The organism is Roseovarius sp. A-2 (assembly GCF_002072155.1).
Lineage (GTDB): Bacteria > Pseudomonadota > Alphaproteobacteria > Rhodobacterales > Rhodobacteraceae > Roseovarius.
The window spans coordinates 1-20,927 of record NZ_BDIY01000033.1; the positions used below are offsets into that span (position 1 = coordinate 1).

Annotated in this window: 5 protein-coding genes and 1 pseudogene; 5 read left to right on the top strand and 1 reads right to left on the bottom strand. The window is 65.7% G+C overall.

Going from position 1 to position 20,927, the window contains the following annotated elements; translation table 11 throughout:
• Window positions 1-127: 127 nt before the first annotated feature.
• Window positions 128-430: pseudogene (locus tag BHD06_RS20860) on the top strand (DDE-type integrase/transposase/recombinase); the annotation flags it as partial.
• 10 nt (window positions 431-440) lie between these two features.
• On the opposite strand, the gene BHD06_RS23905 reads toward BHD06_RS20860, so the two are convergent.
• Window positions 441-584, bottom strand: a complete 144-nt coding sequence (locus tag BHD06_RS23905; RefSeq protein ID WP_176214438.1) for a hypothetical protein — start codon at window positions 582-584, stop codon at window positions 441-443.
• 265 nt (window positions 585-849) lie between these two features.
• Here BHD06_RS23905 and BHD06_RS20865 point away from each other — a divergent pair, with 265 nt between their 5' ends.
• From BHD06_RS20865 to BHD06_RS20880, 4 genes are all read left to right on the top strand, one after another.
• Complete coding sequence (locus tag BHD06_RS20865) at window positions 850-4,548, top strand: calcium-binding protein (RefSeq protein ID WP_080458891.1); 3,699 nt, start codon at window positions 850-852, stop codon at window positions 4,546-4,548.
• Window positions 4,549-4,838: 290 nt separating this feature from the next.
• Window positions 4,839-6,554 (top strand): Ig-like domain-containing protein, encoded by a 1,716-nt coding sequence (locus BHD06_RS20870; protein WP_080458892.1) that lies wholly within the window; start codon window positions 4,839-4,841, stop codon window positions 6,552-6,554.
• An 84-nt stretch (window positions 6,555-6,638) separates the two neighbouring features.
• Entirely contained in the window at window positions 6,639-19,877 is a 13,239-nt protein-coding gene (locus tag BHD06_RS20875; RefSeq protein ID WP_080458893.1) for an Ig-like domain-containing protein, read from the top strand.
• An 83-nt stretch (window positions 19,878-19,960) separates the two neighbouring features.
• Window positions 19,961-20,803 (top strand): sulfotransferase, encoded by an 843-nt coding sequence (locus BHD06_RS20880; protein ID WP_080458894.1) that lies wholly within the window; start codon window positions 19,961-19,963, stop codon window positions 20,801-20,803.
• Window positions 20,804-20,927 lie beyond the last annotated feature (124 nt).

A 20,927-nucleotide genomic window follows, 5' to 3' on the forward strand; every position in this document is an offset into this window, starting at 1 on the left:
CCTGCTTGGCCCCATCGGGAATATCCCACCAGTCGAGGCCGAAGAGAACTTCTATGCACAGCGTGACGTGCTCGATATGGTCGCGTGAAATGAAGCTATAGGTCTCCGGTGAAACCGGGACGATTCAATCACCGACAAGCTGCGCAGTTACATCAGGCCGATCCGCAACCTTGCCGCGAAGGCCGATCATCGGGCGCACAAGGGCTTAAACAACCGGATCGAAGGATCCCATCGGCCGACTCGAAAGCGAGAGAAACTCATGGGCCGGTTCAAGTCACCCGGACAGGCGCAGAGATTTCTGGGGGCCCATGACCAGATCAACACGGTCTTCCGTCCCCGCCGCTATCGTCTTTCCGCCACCTCATACCGCCACGCCAGAACTGATGCCTTCGATCTTTGGCAAATCTACGCGCTTGAAATGACGGCCTGACGGGCTCGGGTCAGGCCTCATTCGGGCGGGTGAAAATAAGTTGGCAATGCCCCTCGAGAGCGTCCACGATCGCCGCGAAATTCGGCGCGTTTTCAAGGGCCTCCACGCCCCCTTCGAGATCGTTCGCATGCAGCAGCTGAAGAGTATAGGCCATCGGGTATCACACCTGTGTTCGAGGGAAATCGGCGTGACCGTAGGCTGGCTGTGTAACGGTGATTTGAGGGAATTGTGTCAGTCGTATGAAGGTCGATACAGGACAGTGCGGCGCAAAAACTCTCGCCCTCGCCGTACTCTCCTGAACGCGTGGTAAGCGTGCTGAATTTTTCGGATGGTAAAATTTTTCTTCCTTCCAATCCGCCTGCTTGCTACTTCTTGAAACATAACAACAACATTACTCAATTCCGGGAGGGGAATTTTCCATGCCAACCTTTTCAATCAGCGGTGTCCTAGTCGCGCGCGACGGCACCGACACCAATATTGCGGCCAACCCCGTCACGCTCGACGTGGTGGTGCCCGAGGGTCAGACGACCTTCACCTACTCGATCCTGGAGACCTTCCCGGACGATCTTCCGGAGGTCGACATCTCGACCAATGACGTCGCGGTCGGCCTGTCGGGGGCCGGGGTGCCCGCGGGCATCGACATCACCGCCGATGACGGGGCCACGTTCCTCGGCACGGTGACCACGACGGCGGGCGATTTCGTGGCGCTTGCCATCGAGGTACCACGCCCCGGCGGCGGTTTCTTCGACGCGATCTTCCCGATCGGCGGCACGGTGCCCGCGATCCCCGCGAATTTGGCAGAATTCAACGCGCTGGAAGGCACGGTGACCGGCTTCGCCACCGCCACCGGGGCCTTCGCGCCCGGGGCCACCATCGATTTCGGCACGCTCGCGAACACGGTATTCGATGCCAGTCCGAATGTGGTGCAGGGCACCGATGGCGATGATGTTCTTGAAGGCACGGCGGGGAATGACCTGATCACGACCGGGGATAATCCGGTCGAAGACGTTGTCGTGGGCTCGGCCGGTAGTGACACGATTGATTTCACCGGCATCACGGGCGATCCGGGCGGGTCCGTGGTTGTCGATTACAGGAGCCTCGGCACGACGATCGATGTGCAGGTCGACGGCGCGGCCAATACGGGCAGCGTGGTCAAGACCGGGCTGGGCACCGATACGTTGGTGAATGTAGAACTCCCGCTCTTCGCGGGCTGGACGACGGGGGGGCTTCAGATCCTCGGCACGTCTGGCAATGACAGGTTTGACGTGACACCCGAGGGCGAGCAGTGGATGAGCATCCGGCCCGGTGACGGGGTCGATACGATCATCGCGAGCGCCGACGCTGCCGTGCGTGTCAACAGCGGCGATCCCATCGGTCAATTGCGACTCGATTTCCGGGACGGCAACGGTGCCAACGTCAACTTCGCCACCCGCACCATCGCCAATGACGGTTTCGGCAATGCCGAGACCATCGGAGGCACCGGCCCGATCTGGGAGATGATGGGCTCTGCCGGAGACGACGTCTTCGTGGGCTCGGACAATGCAGATTCTTACCGCTATTTCGGCGGCAACAACACGCTTGAGGGCGGGCTCGGATTCGACCGGTTGCGCTACGACTCGCTCGTCCAATCGGTCAATATCGACGCCACTGCCGGTGTGGCGACCGGGACGCACAGCAACGGCACCACATTCACCGACACGATCAGCGGGTTCGAGCGTCTGCGCGGATCGAACGGGAATGACACGATCACCGGCGAAGCCGGGGTGGATAACCGGCTTGAGGGGAGAAACGGTGCCGATACGCTCGACGGCGCGGGCGGGAACGATACTCTCGACGGTGGCAGCGGCAGCGACTGGTTCACCATTCGCACCGGGGCCACCACCATCGTGGATTTCGAACTCGGCACCGACGTGATCGACGTGCAGATCGCCGGGCTGAGCGTCGAGGCGCGCAACACGGCGTTGCGCAATGCCGCCGAGGACAACGCGAACGGCGGGGCCGTCGCCGATTTCGGCAATGGCAACACGCTGCATTTCGCGAACCTGAGCGCGGCGGAGGTGGCCACGCTCGCCGAGCCCGAGGGCCCCGGCGGTGGCACCCTCGTGCAGGGCTCGGGGGGCGATGACAATCTCTTCGGCACCGCCGGGGACGACACCATCCTCGCGCTTGGCGGCAATGACTTCATCGATGCCGGGGACGGGGACGATGTCATCAATCCCGGCGACAATCTGGGCGACAGCTCCGGGGGTGACGATTTCATCATCCCCGGCCTCGGCAATGACACGGTCGACTTCACCGATCAGCTGGTCGGTTTCGTCTCGGTCAATTACGGCTTTCTCGATGCCAGCGGCCAGAGCATCACCGTCGATATCGACGGCGGCGCGAATACCGGCACAGTCGGCTATTCCGGCGGCGACATGGACACGTTCGTCAATGTGAACAATCCCCTGGCGTCGGGCTTCTCGACCGGTGGTCTCGCCATACGCGGCACTGCCGGCGACGACACGTTCAACCTTGCGCCCGAGGGCGAACAGTGGATGAGCGTGCGCCCCGGGGACGGTGTCGATACGCTCAACATCAACGGCACCGGGCTGGTCCGGGTGGATTTCCGGGTAGTGAACGAGGGGATCGACGTGAACCTCGCAACGGGTGTCATCGCCAATGACGGGTTCGGCAATGTCGACACCATCACCGGGACCGGGTCGGTCTGGGAGGTGCAGGGGTCCCGTCTCGGCGACCGCTTCACCGGCTCCTCGTCCGACGAATCCTATCGCGCACTCGGCGGCGGCAACACCCTGGACGGCGGGGCCGGTTTCGACCGGGCGCGCTATGACCGGTCGGATTTCACCTCGGTGCAGATCAATGCCTCGACCGGCGTGGTGACCGGCACGCTTTTCGACGGGCAGTCCTTCACCGATACGATCACGGGATTCGAGTATCTGCGCGGCTCGAACGGCGATGACACCATCACCGGCGAGGCTGGGGTCGACAACCGCTATTCAGGGGCGGGCGGCAGTGACACCTTCGTGCATCTGGGCGGCAATGACAGGATCGATGATTTCGAGATCGGCGCGGACGTGCTGGATCTGCGCGCGCTGAACGTCACCGAGGCGGAAATCGCGGCGGCTCTGGCCGGGGCGGTGGATACCCCCGGCGGGGCGCTGGTCAGCTTTGCGGGTGGCTCCTCGGTGCTTCTTGACGGTCTGAGCGCGGCCGCGGTGGCCACGATCCAGCCGCTTGTCAGCGTCCCCGGCGAAACAATCTCCAGCGGCGGCACGAGCGACGCCCTCGCGGGCGGCGAGGGCGATGACACGATCACGGCTGGCGCTGGCAGCGACACGATCGATGGCGGCGAGGGCGATGACGAGATCAATACCGGTCAGGGCTTCGACCTCGTCAATGCGGGTGGCGGCAATGACCTGGTATTGGGGCTGAATGGCTTTGACACGCTGAACGGCGATTCGGGCAATGACACGCTCGAGGGCAATTCGGGCAGTGACGAGCTCAATGGCGGCGACGGCGATGACGAGTTGCAGGGTGGCCAGGGCGCGGACCTAATGCGTGGCGACGGTGGCGCCGATCTTCTGGTCGGGCGCGAAGGCTTCGACACGCTTGAGGGCGGTACTGGCAATGACACGCTGCAGGGCAATTTCGGTCGCGACCTGCTGCGCGGGGGCGACGGCGACGACCGGCTCGAGGGCGGCGTCCAGGCCGACACGCTGGAGGGCGGAGCGGGCACTGATCTCCTGCTCGGGGCGAGCGGTGCCGACCTGCTCAATGGCGGCGAGGGCGACGACCGTCTCGAGGGCAACGCGGGCAACGACACGCTCGACGGCGGCGCGGGCAATGACGTGCTGCGCGGCGGGCAGGGGGCCGATACCTTCGTGTTCCGTCTGGGCTCTGGCAATGACCGGGTGGTGGATTTCGGCACTGTGGATGCGGTCGAGATCGAGGCGGCACTGCTGGGTGGCGGCACGCCCGATGTGGAGGATCTGCGGGACATTTCCACGCTCGACGCCGACGGCTTCCTGCTGCTCGATTTCGGGAATGGCGACACGCTCACCTTCACCGGCATCACCAATACCGGTGCCATCCTGGGCGATGTGAGCTTTATCTGAGGCTTGCCCGGCCAGAGGCCGGGGCCGGAGCGAGGATGTTTTCGCAGCGCATGCAGAAGAGACCGTAACCGATGGAAGAGCCAACCAAAACAGGGTTGGCTCTTTTTTCTTGAAAGATAAAATCTTTCATGCTTTCATACCTGTAATATAATTTCGTGCCTTTCGGGGCCGTCGGTCAGTATTGGTGGCATCCATTTCAGAGTTCGAATGATCATGCGCGGCCAGTGACTGTTCAGATTTAACGGCCGCTCCGAATGAGTTTGAAAAAGTAAAATTCTGGGGGGGGGACCATGAATTTTATTGTATCGGCCTATAGCGTGTCGCAGGGCGCGCTCCTGACCGCAATAAATCTGGGTGCGCTTGGAGCAAGGCTGGATCTGAGCGAGCCGCCCATAGAGATATCGCTGATCGACGACGATGGTGTCCTGTCCATCGCGACCCCGGCGGAGACGTCGGTGCAGATCGGAGACGACGATCAGGGGCCGGTTACGGAGGTCGCATTCCGCCGCTTCAGCCTTGAACAGGACGGTACCGTCATCCCCGTGGATTTCGCGGTGCTGTCGCGTGCAGCCGTCGCGGATGTGCTTCTGGTGCCTCTGGACCGACAGGGCGGCACTATCGCGTCGGCGGATCTGATCGCGTCAGATCAATATGCGGCGGGTGACCCGTTCGAGGGGCTCGATGTCGCCTTGGAAATTCCGCCCGACAATGTCGCGCCGGTGACCGTCGATGACAGCGCCTCGGCAGCGGAGGGCACCAGCATCGCTATCAATGTGCTCGCCAATGACAGCGATGCCGATGGCGATACGCTCACGCTGACGGCGGTCTCGGGGGCCACGCTCGGCGCTGCCGTGATCTCCGGCAACCGGATCGTCTATACGCCCGATCCCAATGCGGAGGGCATCGACACATTCACCTACACGGTCTCAGATGGCACGGTCGAGGAAACCGGCACGGTCACGGTGACCGTAACGGCGGATGACATCATCGACGGCACCGGCGGCAGTGACAGCCTCACGGGCACGTCGGGCGATGACACGATTGCCGCCGGACCGGGCAATGACACGCTCGACGGCGGCGATGGCGATGATGTGATCGATACCGGGCAGGGCTTCGACCTTGTCAACGCGGGTGGCGGCAATGACTTGGTATTGGGCCTGAGCGGGGTCGACACACTGAACGGCGATGCCGGCAACGACACGCTTGAGGGCAATTCGGGCAGTGACGAGCTCAATGGCGGCGACGGCGATGACGAGTTGCAGGGTGGCCAGGGCGCGGACCTGATGCGCGGCGACGGTGGCGCGGACCTGCTGGTCGGGCGCGAAGGCTTCGACACGCTCGAGGGCGGCGCGGGCAATGACACGCTGCAGGGCAATTTCGGCCGTGATCTGCTGCGCGGGGGCGACGGCGATGACCGGCTCGAGGGCGGCGTCCAGGCCGACACGCTGGAAGGCGGCGACGGCGCCGATCTTCTGATCGGGGCGAGCGGCGGCGACGCGCTCGGGGGCGGCGCGGGCAATGACACGCTGCAGGGCAACAACGGCACCGATGTGCTCTCGGGCGGTGCGGGGGATGACCTGCTCGAGGGCGGGCTCGCCAATGACGTGCTCAACGGCGATGCGGGCAACGACAGGCTCGAGGGCGGCAACGGGGCTGATCTGTTGAATGGCGGCGAGGACGACGACCGGCTCGAGGGCAACGCGGGCAACGACACGCTCGACGGCGGCGCGGGCAATGATGTGCTGCGCGGCGGGCTCGGGGCCGACACGTTCGTGTTCCGGGTGGGCTCGGGCAATGACCGGGTGGTGGATTTCGGCAATGTGGATGCGGTCGAACTCGAGGCGGCACTGCTGGGTGGCGGCACGCCTGAACCACTGGATCTCATCCCCTTCGCGACCCGCGACGCCGACGGCTTCCTGCTGCTCGATTTCGGGGGCGGCGACACGCTCACCTTCACCGGCATCACCAATACCGGCGCCATCCTTGATGATGTGAGCTTTATCTGACGGCCGGAGCACGGGCTTCGGGATTTGGAAATCGACCGAACATGGATTTTCGAAACTAACATTGATTGTTTGGGGGACGGTTCAATGGCTTTGGACAACAATTCGAATGCTGCATCCTGGATCGATCTGGCGCAAGACGCGCTGCGGTCGCTGGCCGAGGAAGATGCCGCGTTCGGGCACCGGCTCAAGACCGCCTATGAGGCCATGGACTTCGCCTGGCGCGAGGCCGGAGGCGCGCAGGGCGGTGAGCATCTCGCGGATGCCGAGCGGGCCCTCGGTTATGCCGCGCATCACAGCCTGACCCTGCTGTTTCCCGCGCATCGCGCGCTGTTCGATCAGGCCCTGATCGACAAGGGCTTTCCCCTCGCCCCCGCCGCGACCGATGCGATGGCGCAACTCGGCATCGCCGCGGCGCAGGGTTTCGTGACCAGGGCCGAGCAGGGCGGGCTGGCGGCCTCCGGGCTTGCCATCGTGGCCGGTGTCTCGCTGGGCGGCGATGGCGACGTGGCGCTCGGTGATGCCAATGAGCGTTTCGTGAGCACCGATCCCGGCGAGAACGCGATTGCCGGGGCCGGGGGCAATGACACGCTTCTGAGCGGCGGCGGCAATGACGTGCTCGATGGCGGCGCGGACGATGACCTGCTGATCGCGGGCGCGGGCGCGGATGTGCTGATCGGCGCCGGGGGGGCCGATGTGCTGACCGGCGGGCCCGGGGGCGATATCTTTGCCTTCGACGCTGCCGATCCCGGGGTCGCCTCGGGCCCCACGATCGAGCGGATCACCGATTTTACCCCCGGCGTGGATCGCGTCGAACTGACCGGGTTCGACGGTCTGACGGATTTCGCCTCGCTGAGCTTCACGCCGCAGACCGGGGGGCCCGCGCTCAGCCTGCCCGGCGACCGCCTCGTGATCTTCGAGGGTCTGGCCGACGAGACCGCCCTCGGACCCGGGGATTTCGTTTTCGCCGACGCGCCCCGGCAGATCGATCCGACCGGGTTTCCCCGGCAATCCCTGACCGATGCCGATGACCGCTATATCGTTGCGGGGTCGGCCGCCGACACGGTGATGGGGCTCGACGGCGATGACGCCATCGTGAGTGGCGGCGGCGGTGACCTGCTGAGCGGCGATGGTGGCGATGACGTGCTGATCGGCGGGGCCGGTGACGATACGCTGAGCGGTGGTGCCGGACGCGATGTGCTGACCGGCGGGGCGGGGGCGGATCTGTTCCGGATCCTGGCCGCCGACGACGCCCCCGATCAGGGCTTCGTGCTGGATACGATTACCGATTTCGAGAGCGGCACGGATACGGTGCAGCTCGAGGGTTTTGCCGGGATCACCGCCTTCGCGGATCTGGATTTCGTCGCTTTGGCTGACGGGGTCGGGGTCGATCTGGGTGGCGGGCGATTCCTGCTTTTCGACGGCATCGACAGCGCCGAGGGGCTGGCCACGGGTGATTTCGACTTCGGCGATGCCGTGGCCCCCCTGGCCTCGCTGGCGCTGGCCAGCGATACCGGCACCTCGGACAGTGACGCTCTGACCTCCGATCCGGGGCTTACCGGCTCGGCCAGCGACAATGCCGGGCTGCGCGCGCTCGAGATCAGCTTCGGGACCACGGTGGGTTTCGTCAGTATTCTCGACCTGCTGGACGAGGCCGGCGATTTCAGCCTGACCCGGGCCACGCTGGAGGACCGGATCGGCGAGACCCTGCCCGACGGGCTCTACAATGTGGAGCTGCGCGCCACCGATCTGAGCGGGCGGACCACCTCGGCCAATCTGCGCTTCACCTTCGACGACACCCCGCCGCAGATCACGACCGCGCCCACCGGCGCGCTCGCCCAGACGGTGGACAGTCTCGTGATCGGCTTTGACGGGCCGGTGGGCGAGGCCGCCTTCGATGTGGCGAGCTATGCGCTCATGCGCGCGGGCGAGGGCGCGGTGCCCGAGATCACCTCGACCACTCGGATCGACGATCAGACCGTGCGGCTCAACCTTGCCAACACGCTGGAGAATGCCGAGTTCACGCTCGATATCGCGGCGCTGAGCGATCCGGCGGGCAACCAGTCGGCAGCGACCTCGCTCGACTTCAGCGTCGATGCCGTGACCCGCGTCGTGTCCACGCAGCCCGCCGATGGCGGGCAGCAGGCCAATCTCGACCGCAAGATCGTGGTCGAGTTCGACCGCGCGGTGAACCCCGACACGATCGACGATGACGCGATCCAGGTGCTGGCCAGCGGCACCGCCCTCGAAGGGCGGCTGACGCTGTCCTCGAACGGCAAGATCGCCACCTTCTTCCCCGACGAGCTGCTGCCGGCGGCGACGCAGCTGCGGATCATGGTCGATGGCGACGCGATCACCGGTGCCGACGGGCGCGCGGTGGATGCCGATGGCGATGGCGAGGCGGGCGGCGTGCTCGAGGCCGATTTCTCGACCGTGTCGCTCACCCCGGTGGCGGGCACCAATGTCGAGGGCTTCATCTTCGACGCCAACAACCGCGATGCCGAAGGCAACGACATTCCGCTTGAGGGGATCGTGGTTTCGGTCGTCGGGTTGCCCGGCGTCACGGCGGTGACCGACGCGACCGGACGCTTCCTGCTCGAGGACTTGCCGGTCGGCAAGGTGTTTCTCGATTTCGACGCCTCCAACGTGGTGGGCCGCGAAGGGCTCGATTTCGGCACGCTCCAGCGCCCGGTGCAGACCCAGGCCGGGCAGACCACGACGACCAATCTCAACGGCTCGCCGCTGTCGATCTTCTTTGCCGCCCTCGCGGAGGGCGACGCGGTGCAGATCACGCCCGGCGAGGCGACCGAGGCCGGGATCGGCGCGAACGGCGTGGCCAATCTCTCGAGCATCTTTCCCGACATCGACCCGTCGGAATGGGAAAAGGTCAAGGTCATCATCCCCCCCGACAGCCTGACCAACGATGACGGCACCCCGGCCACCGAGGTGACGGTCATGGCCTTCGAGCCCGACCGCATTCCGGGGCCGCTACCCGACGGGTTCGACCCGACCGTGGTCTTTACCATCAAGGCGGGCGACGCCACCAACAGCAACGGCAACGCGCAGATCGAGTTTCCCAATATCGACGGGCTGGCCCCGGGCACGATCCGCCCGATCCTGTCCTTCGATCACGACGCGGGCGAATGGGTGCAGACCGGCACGGCGATCGTCTCGGCGGATGGCGAGCGCTTGGTGTCGGAGGGCGATACCGGCGTCAACACCTTCGGCTGGAAGGCGGTGGGGGACGAGCCGCTGGTGCCGGTGGAGGAAGACCCGAAATCACATGACGATCTGAATATCGGGCGCGATGCCTTCGACACCGTGCGCGACGGGGTGGCGACGGTGTTTTCCGGCGCGTCGACGGCGGTCAGTGGGGTCGATACGGCCATCAATGCCGCCGATATCTTCGTCCCCGATGCAGGGATCGGAACCCTGCCTAATTTTGCCGCGACGCTGACATCCACCGGATTGAGCGTGATTGCGGATGCCTTCTCCACGGCCGAGGGAGATGCCGATTTCGGATTTGTCTCGCAATCGACGCTCGACAGTTTCGGCGCCGGCGTGACCGTGGACCTGCTGTCCATCGGGGAAGTGGTCGGTGAGGTTCCCGCGACCGGCATCCAGGCCGGATTGACGGTCGTGGCTGCGAAAGGCACGGTCGACCAGTTTGGCGCGTTCCTTGAAAACGGTACCGATTTCGCCAGCGGCGTGGCGGAATGGGGCGGCATCTTCGGCAATAGCGTCTCGGACTTCGTCGGCGGCTTTTTCGGAGGAAATGTCAGGAACCTTGCGAATGCCCTGCCGAGCGAGGACGAGCTTCAGCTCATTCAGGATTTCTCGCTCGCGCAGGTCAGGGGCATCTCGGCGGCCATCGGCACGGTCGCAGAGGTGATCGACGGCGTCGTCCGAATTGCCGATGCGATGCATAAATCAAGCCTTCTGGTCAATGATCTGCGCGAGGCCGCCGAACAGTCCGGGACAGCTGACCCCATTCCGCTGCCAGCCGACCAAACGGCGGAAGTGCTGGAGGCCATCGCACTGGCGCAAGAGTCGCTGACCGGTTTTCTGGAAACCTTCGGGGACAAGACAATCGGGGAAATTCTTCGCGAGGCAGCACAGAACGTCACCGACAGCACGTCCGACTTCCGCGATCTTTCCAGCCTGGCGCTGTCGGATTCCGGTCGCGTGCTCTATGCCTACACGCTCGACGATGGCACCGTGTTCCGCGGCGAGAGCGACAGCGATGGCAAGATCAGCCTGCTGCTGCCGCCGGGGCAGCGGGTCGAGATCTCCTATTTCGACCCCGAGACCGGCTTTGTCACCCAGGATATCATCGACACCTCGCGCGATCCCGAGGCCCTGAGCGGCGACCGGATCATCTTCGAGCGCGATACCGAGGACAATGACGGCGACGGGCTTGGCGCGATTGCCGAATTCGTGGTCGGTACCTCGGATGACAACCCCGACAGCGATGATGACGGCGTGCTCGACGGGGCCGAGGTGGCGCAGGGGCTCAACCCGCTTGACGGCATCGGCTTTCCGACCGGTATCATCGGCAGCGTCGCGCTGCAGGGCGAGGCGCTCGATGTGACGGTCACTGGCGCGACCGATGGCACGCCCGGCCAGACCGCCTTTGTCGCCACCGGCAGCCATGGCCTGGCCATCGTCGATGCGACGCAATTCTCCAACCCGATCCTGCAATCGCAGCTCGATCTGCCCGGCACCGCCAAGCAGGTCGCCGTTGATTCGGTGCGCGGTGTGGCCTATGTGGCGGCCGATCAGGGCGGGCTGCACATTGTCGATGTGACCGATCCGCAGGCCCCGGTGGTCACGCAGACGATCTCGATCGCGGGCGGCGCGCAGGCGGTGATCGACCTCGGGGGCACCATACTCGTGGGCGGCGGGCAGGGCGATATCGCGCTGATCAATGCGGCCACCGGCACGGTGCTGACCGAGGTGGACGCGGGCCGCCGGATCAACGATTTCGCGCTCGACGGCGACACGCTCTATGCCGTGGTCGACAACCGGTTCCTCGCCAGTTTCCGCATCGACGGCGCGCAGATTACCGAGCTCAACCGTATCGAGTTCCCGCAGAGCACGATCCGCACCGTGCCCGAGGACAAGCAGGTCTTCGTCAACGAGGGCGTGGCCTATGTCGCCAACGGGCTCGAGGTGATCAACGTGCCGCTCTTCCGGCTGGAAGAGCGCGGCGGCTATCTGACCTATGACGTAAGCGACCCCGAAGCGCTGTCGCTGATTTCCAACATCGACACGCCGCGCGTGCAGGCGGGCAATCTTGAAACCGTGGTCAACGGCTCCGGGCTGGCGCTGGTGGCGGGCGGATTCCGCGGCCTTCAGGTGCATAATGCCCAGGATCCGGACGTCACTTTCGATCTGTTGGCCGAGTTTGCAACGCCCGGCAATGCCAAGGGCGTGGCGCTCGCCTCGGGCATCGCCTATGTGGCGGATGGCGCGGGCGGGCTGCAGGTGGTCAACGTGCTGCCCTTCGATGCGAATGGCGTGGCCCCCACGATCAGCTTTGACGCGCAGGCCGCCGATGCCGATCCCGAGACCGCCGGTGTGCAGATCGAGGAAGGCACACGGATCGCCCTCTCGCTCGATATCCAGGACGATGTGCAGGTCCGCAATGTCGAGCTGCTGCTCAATGGCGAGGTGGTGCTGAACGATGTCTCGGCCCCCTTCAACCTGAGCTTCGACGCGCCCTCGCTGGCAAGCCTGGGGGACGACACCGCGCTGTCGGTGCAACTGCGCGCCACCGATACCGGCGGCAATGCCACCACCACCGAGGCGGTGACCTTCAACGTGATCGAGGATATCACCCCGCCCGAACTGCTCGACGTGGTGCCCGCCGATGGTCGGCTGGTGCTGGCAGGCCGCGAGGTGGTGACCGTCAGCTTCTCCGAGCGGATCGACCAGACCACCTTTACCGTCGCCGATGTGTCGCTGGTGCCCGTGGGCGGCGGCGACCCGATCGCACCCTCGGATATCGTGTTCCTCAGCCAGGGGCAGGTGGCGCAGATCAGCTTCGATCCGCTGCCGCTCGGGGCCTACGAGATCACCCTCGACACGCCCGGCGTCACCGATCTGGGTGGCAATCCCCTGGGCGGCGACCCGGTGGTGCAGGGTTTCGAGGTGGTCGATGCCACGGCAGTCTGGAACCTGCCCGAGGGCGGCAGCTGGTTCACGCCCGAGAACTGGCGCGAGGGCACGGTGCCCACGTCGCAGGATGGCGTGGCCATCGTGCTCGACGACGATGCGACCGTCGCCATCAACAGTTTCTCCGAAGAGGCGCGCGCCGACCGCATCCGTCTCGGCAGCGGCACGCTGGAATTGCAGCGTGGCACGCTCGAGACCCGCGAGATCGAGGGCAATGGCGGCACCTTCCGCCAGACCGGGGGCGAGCTGTCGAATACCAACCTGCTGGCCGGTCCCGATTTCAATATCGAGATCGACGGCTTTGCCCGCAACATCTGGACGGGGGTCACCCTCGGGGCCAACGCCTCGGTGTCGGGCAATTACGGCGGCTATCTGCAATTGCAGGACGGCAATACGATCAACGGCACGCTCTCGGTCGAGCCCGGCCGGGAGAGCGGGAATTCCCGTCTCACCCTCTATGGCACGCAGAGCGTCGAGGGGACAGGCCAGATCACGCTCATGGGCGGCGGGCTCTACCTGCAGCGCGATTTCAGCCTCCCCTTCACCAATTACGTGGCCCCCGAGGCCACTCTGGGGGCGGGGCTCGGCCTGATGGGTCAGGGCACGCTGAGCAGCTTTGCCGCCGATGGCAGTTTCACCCTTCTCGGCCAGGTGACCGCCGATGGCGGCGAGCTGTCGCTGCGCGATATCGACCAGCGCGGCGGCACCCTGTCGCTGACGAGCGCGAATGACGGCTTTGTCGAGATCGACGGCCGGATCGATAATGCCATCCTCGCGGCGGCGGCGGGCGCGGATGTGCGGCTGCGCTCGAACGAGGCACGCGATATCACGCTGGCCGGGCCGGGCGTGACCCGCCTGACCGGCGGCACCATCGATACGCTTGCCGTGGACGGGCAGGCGCGGATCGAGAGCCCGGCCGCCACCGGCTTTGTCTCGGTCAGCGTCGACCGGGCGCTCCAGATCGACGGCACGCTGGAACTTGCCGGCAACAGCAGTCAGGCGCGCCTCGATATCCGCGACCCGATGGAGATCGGCGGCGAGGGCACGCTGTTGCTCAGCCGGGCCAATGCGCCCGATGGCGCGGGCTCCAACAACCAGGTGCAATTCTTCGGACGCTCCTCGGCCAACCAGACCGAGATCCTGACCCTGGGCGAGGGGCTGACCCTCACCGGCAGCGGGCGCATCGCGGTCAGTGATGCCGATGACCGCCTGCGGGTCGAGGGCACTGTCCTGGGCAATGACGAGGGCTCGGGCCAGGCGCTGATCCTCGAGCAGGTCGACCAGGGCGGCGGCACCCTGTCGGTGGACAGCAGCAATGGCGCGGTGCGCCTTGTCGAAACCCTGGAAGATGCGGTGTTCGCGGGCACGGGCATGGTCGAGCTGGGCAACGGGCTCGATCTGCGCGACGTGACCCTGGACATGGGCGCGCTGGTCGGGGCCTCCTACACCTCGCCCAATGTCGATGTGTTCTCCGGGCTCACGATCAACGACACGCTTCAGATCGCGCCAGGGGCCGAGAACCGGTCGGCCACGCTGAGCTTCCGCGCCGAACAGAGCGTCGACGGGAGCGGACGGATCGAACTGGTCCCAAGCGGCTTGAGCGGCTATCGCAGCAGCGATCTGCGCCTCCTCGGTACCAGCAGTTTCGCCGAGACGCTGACCTTCGGGGCCGGGCTGACCATCGCCGGGTCGGGCGAGGTCTTCGCCAATAGCAGCAACGAGGATTCGCTGCGCATTTTCGGCACGCTCGAGGGCGGGCCGGGCGGGCCGCTGGCGGTTTACGATCTCAACAATGACGGGGCGGCGGTCACGGTCGATGCGAGCGAGGGCGAGGTGCGGCTGTTCCGCACCGTTCAGGACACGCGGTTCGAGGCGGCGGAGGGCCAGACCGGCGCGGTGACCTTCCAGCACAACGTGCGGATCTCTGACAGCGTCTTCGACATGGATGCGGTGATCGGCAATATCGACGGCAACCAGACCGTGTTCGCCGAAAACGATCTGACGATCAACGGCACGCTCGCGATCCAGGCCAACGGCACCCGGGCGGCGGCCCTTCAGGTCACCGGCGCGCAGATGCTCGGCGGGACCGGCGAGATCTTCCTCTCTTCGGCCGGGGCGGCCGAAGGGGTGACGCCTGTCAACCAGGTCCGGTTCGACGGCATCCTGGGATCGGACGAGACCTTCGTCATCGGGGCTGATCTGACCGTGCGCGGCGCGGGCAGCGTGCTCAGCTTCGATACCGCCGATCTCATCCGGCTCGACGGGCGCATGATCGCCGATGACGGCACGCTCGCGGTCGAGGATCTGCTGCCGGTCGAAGGGCGGCTCGGCGCGAGCGATGACGGGCTGCTCGATTTCAACAGCGCGCTTCTGCTGAGCGAGCGCGCGGTCCTGGAGTTCGGCTTCTCCGGGACGGGCAACGGGTCGGCCACGGTGGCGGGTACATTTGCCGCCAATGGCACGCTCGCACTCGACGTGGCCGAGGGCTTCACTGCGGCGGCGGGGGATACGTTCGAACTCATCTCGGCCACCGGTGCGATCACCGGCACCTTCGACGCCTTCGCGGGCTTCGACCTGGCGGGCAATCAGGCGTTCGAGCTGATCCGCCCCGATCAGAACACCGTTGCGGTGCGCGTCACGACCGACACGATCGCCGAGGCGGGTGGTTTCATCAACGGTGATCCCTTCACGCCTGCGCCGCCTCCTGCGGACCCGGTCCCGGACATCCAGGCGGATCTGCTGGAAGGGCTCGTGCAGGGGGTGCGGATCACCGGCCCCGCGACCCCCGGGCAGACCCCTGAGATCCTCACCCAGGCTCGTATCGCCGAGACGGTCTTTGCCACGGATCTGCGCACCAGCCCCGCGGATCGTGACGTTTCCGTCACCTTCGAGCAGGGCCTGACGCTGGAAGGCGGCAGCACGGTCAGCTTTGGTGCCGCGACAACGACGGAATCGCGTGTCACCTTCCAAGGTGCGCAGATGGTGGATGGCACCGGCACGCTGCTCTTCGAGCGGGCCGAGGGGCAAACCAATGCCGGCACGCTGGTGACGGCCCCGCTTCTCGCGGCCGGTGAGCGCGTCACCTTCGCGGACGGGATCGAGATCGCCGGGCATGTCGACATCGCGGCGCAGGGAAACCCGCTCGACAGCATCAGCGTTCTGGGCACGCTGCGCGGCATCGACGGGTCGGTCATGACCGTCAACGGGCTCGACAATGACGGGGCTGCGGTGACGATTGACGGCACCGAGGGGCGCGTCCTGCTGACTGGGGATCACACCGAAACGGTATTCGAGGGCACGGGTGTGCTCGGCATCGCGTCGAACACAATCATCAAGGATGTCACCTTCGGTCTGACTACCCGGCTGGGCGATGACAACAGCTTTGGTGACCGGCTCAATGTGCATGGCGGGCTGGTACTCGATCAGGCCACGCTCGAGATCGTGTCGGACGAGAACGAGACGAGCTTCGTCGATTTCAACGGCGCACAAGGTGTGGGCGGCACCGGCACGATACATCTGATCAACACCGACGACACCGGATCGGCCGGATCCACGCTGCGCCTGCTCGGGCAGACCGATCTCGACGAGGTGCTCACCTTCGAGGCCGGGATCACCCTGCGCGGCGAAGGTGTGGTCGGGGCCAATAGCAGCAATGATAATATCCGTATTCTTGGCACCGTCATGGGCGAGGGCGGCGGTCTGCGGCTGTCGGATATCGACAATGGCGGCGCGGCGCTGAGCGTCGATACCTCGATGGGCGATGTCGGCTTCACCGAGACCTTGTCGAACACCCGGCTGGAACTGGCGGGCGGCCCCGGCATGCGGCTCGAGAACAGCCTTGAGCTCTATGACGTGACCGTGGCGGGCGATGCCCGGATCGGCGGCAATGGCAGCTATTACGGCTCGTCCTTCGTCACCGCCTTCGGCGGGCTTGTCGTGGAGGATGCGGCGCTCGATCTGGTCGCGGGTTATGGCGGCACCAGCCGGCTGACCCTGCGCGGCGAACAGAGCCTGGGCGGCACCGGCGGGCTTGTCCGGCTCGACAGCAATCAGGCCGGGTCCCTGGGCGGCGCGGCGCGCAGCCAGCTCTATTTCCAAGGCGAGATCGCGCGTGAGGAAATCTTCGACATCGGGGCCGGGATCGACGTGATCGGCAATGGCGACGTGCTCTTGAGAAATGGCGACAGGCTCGACATTCTGGGCGATCTGTCCGCCGATGACGGGCGGCTGCGCATCGCGGGCGAAGGCGCGCTCGACGGCACGGTCGGTGCCACGCAGGACGGTCAGTTGATCCTCGACCGCGCACTCGGGCTGGCGGATGAAAGCCAGGTCTCGGTGGGTCTCGGCGGGGCCGGGCTCGACGCCCAGGCCGGCCGGATCGCGACCGCCGGGACGGCGGTGCTCGATGGCACCTTCGCCTTCGATATCGCCGACGGGTTCGATGCCGGGATCGGCGACGAATTCCTGGTACTGACCGCCGATGAGGGGATCACCGGGCAGTTCGACACGGTGACCGGCGCGGCGATCGACGACAGCCGCGCGCTGGCGCTGGTGCAGCAGGACTCAGCGCTTTTCGCGCGGGTCGTGGCCGCCGGTCAGGCCGGACAGCAAGTGCTGCGCTCCGATCTTGCCTCCCTGCCCTTCGTGCCCGAGACGCTGACCGACCAGACGCTGGATGCCGCCCTGTCCGGCGGGCCGCAGGCGCTGCTGGTGTCCAACAACTACACGGCCACCTGGAGCGGCGTGACGCAGAACGTGGATGTCACCTTCCAGCTGCCTGTCAGCACTTACGGCGTGGCGCGAAACCTCACGCTGACCGACGGGTTCACCCTGAACGGCGATCTGCGGCTCGATCCCTTCTCGAACAGCGGCTACGGGCGCACCACGCTGCGCTTCGAGGGTGATATGGACGTGACCGGCACCGGCGCGATCCTTCTGGAGGGCCGTGGCGCATTGCCCGGGATCGGGATAGGCGACGGAGTCGCCAACATGTATTTCCGCGGCGCCTTCGATGCCGCCGATACCCTGACGCTCGGCGCGGATATCGAACTGATCGGGGCGGGCACGGTGGCGGCCTCGGGCGACGACCGCTGGCAGATCCTGGGCGATGTGACGGCGCGCGGCACCGCCGGGCTCGACCTGCGACAGGTGGATCAGGGCGGCAGTGCGCTCAATCTCGACAGCGCGGCGGGCGGCTTCGTCGATTTCGACACCGGCCTTGCCAACGCGCCGTTGAGCATCGCGGCGGGGGCCGATGTGCGCCTGACGAATGGCAGCTTCACCAATGTCGGCATTACCGGGCCGGGCAGCGCCCGGCTCAGCGGCGGCACGTTTGACGGGCTCGATATCGGCGGCAGCGCCTTTGTCGCGGGCACCAACAGCTCTTTCGCGAGCGTCAGGGTCGATGGCGGGCTGACCATCGACGGGCTGCTCGAACTGCGCTCGGGCGGCAATGTGAACCTGCGCTTCAGTGGGCCCCAGACCGTCGAGGGCGAAGGTATCCTTCGTCTGGGCAGTGGCGTCAACGAGGCCACCACCACGCTGAACAACACGGTCATTCTCGACAGCCAGACGACCGAAGGGTCCGAGATCCTGACCTTCGGCGAGATGCTGACCATCGAGGGCGCGGGGCGGATCACCACATCGCGCGGCGAGGACGCGATCCGGATCCTCGGCGAGGTCGTCGGGCGCAACAACGGCACCGACAAGGCGCTGGTGCTCGAACGCGTCGATCAGGCGACCACGGAGGGCCGAGGCGCGCTCTCGGTCGATACAAGCGCGGGCGAGGTGCAGTTCGTCACCGCCCTGTCCAACGCCGCCCTCGCGGGCAGTGGACAGGTCGGGCTGATGAACGGGCTCGACCTGAACGGTGTCACGCTCGGCATGGATGCGCTGGTGCAGGATGGCACGGTGGATGTGCTGGCCGCGGGCGGGCTGACGGTCAACGCGGTGCTCACGCTCGAGACCGAGCAGAACCGCACCAACCAGATCTTCCTGCGCGGCGCGCAGACCGTGGATGGCACCGGCCGGATCGAACTGTCGGACGGGGTGCAGAGCGGCAGCAACATCAACCGGCTGCTCGGCATCTCCGAGTCGACCACCGAGACCGAGATCTTCACCTTCGGCAGCGGGATCACCATTGCCGGGGCGGGCCGCGTGGAGACCAACCGCAACGAGGACAGCCTGCGCATTCTTGGCACGCTCGAGGGCAGCGCCGATGGCGCGCTGGAGGTGAGCAATCTCGACAATGCGGGCGCGACGGTGCGGGTCGACAGTTCGGGCGGCCAGGTGGTGCTGGGCGATTTCATCGCCAATACCACCTTCGCCTCGGTGGCGGGCCAGTCGGCCGAGGTTAACCTGCGCGGCAGTGCCGATCTCAACGCGGTCACCTTCGATCTCGACGCGATCCTGGGCGAGTTCAATGCCTCCGAATCGGTGTTCGTCACCGGCGGGCTGACGGTGAATGGCCTGCTGACCCTCGCCGGGGGCACCAACCGGACCGCCGAGCTGGAATTCGACGGGGCGCAGACCCTGGGCGGCACCGGCACGGTGATCCTGTCGGATGCCAGATCGCCCTTTGCCGACCAGCCCTTCAACCGGCTTGATTTCGACGGGCTGCTGGCCGAGGCCGAGAGCTTTGTCATCGCCGGCGGTGTCACGGTACAGGGCACCGGCACGATCAACGTCATCGACGCAGGCGACACGCTCGCGATCGAGGGCAGCGTGCTGGCCGATAACGGGGTGCTGGAGATCAGCAATGGCGCGCGGCTGGAACCGGTATCTGGCACGCTCGGGGTCATGGACGACGCCATCCTGGAGGTGCGCGACGGCTTCGGTCTTGCGGCAGGCGGCACGTTGCGCATCGGCCTGTCGGATCAGGGTGTGGGGCGGATTGACCTGACCGGCAACGCCACGCTTGATCAGGGCGGCACGCTGGCGCTCGACGTGGCCGACAGCTTTGTCTTCACAGAAGGGGACACGTTCGAGATCGTTACCGGCATCGACACGCTGAGCGGTGATTTCGCGGATTTCGACGGCTTCGACCTCGACGGCAACCTCGCCTTCGAACTGATCCAGCCCACGGCCGACACGCTGGCCCTGCGGGTGACGACGGATGATCTGGCCACACCGTTCATCGACATCGCATAAACACCCCCCTTCCCCTTGCACATGGCCCCGGTTTCATGTGCAAGGGACAGGGTGCCCTGATCTCATAAGGACCCTCTCCCGCCGTGACGGATCGCATCTATCATTTCATCTCGGGCCTGCCACGCTCGGGCTCGACCCTGACGGCGGCGCTGTTGCGGCAGAATCCGCGCTTTCATGCCGGCATGGCGAGCCCCATCGCCACACTCTTCGATGGCATGATCGCCCAGGTCTCGGCGGGCACCGAACTGTCGACGAGCGTCACCCAGGCACAGCGCGCGCGGCTGTTGCGGGGCCTCTTCGAGAGCTATTACGCCGAGCATGAGACGCCGGTGATCTTCGACACCAACCGCGCCTGGACGGCCAATCTGCCCGCGCTGATGCAGGTCTTTCCCGAGGCGCGGGTGATCTGCCTGGTGCGCAACGTGGCCTGGATCATGGATTCGATGGAGCGCCGGTTCCGGCAGAACCCGTTCGAGCATACCCGGCTCTTCAACTCTGCCGGCGAACGCTCGTCGGTCTATACAAGGGTCGAGGCGCTGGCCGGGGCGACGCGGCTGGTGGGCTATCCCTGGCATGCCCTGCGCGAGGCCTGCTATTCGGATTACGCGGACCGGATCGTCCTGCTCGATTACGATATCTTGGTGCGCCGCCCCGAAGAGGTCATGAAACTGCTCTACGAGTTCATTGGCGAAGAGCCCTTCGCGCATGATTTCTCGGCGGCGGAATTCGATGCCGAAAGCTTTGACCAGAATCTCGGGATCGACGGGATGCACCGGGTCCATCCCAAGGTCGAGCCGCGCCCGCGCGACACCATCCTGCCGCCGGAAATCTTCGAGAAATATGCCAAGCTTTCCTTCTGGACAGATCTGGCCGGATCACGGGCCTTTCGCATCACCAGCAGCCCGACGGAACACGGCGAGCGCTAAAGCGTTTCGGTTTTAACTTGCGACATATCCGGCAGCCTGAAAGTAGTTCCAGCACTCGTCCGGTGTGAACATCTGGCAGACGTCGCCGAGGGCTGTGAAGAGATCGGTGAAGGTTCTGGCACCG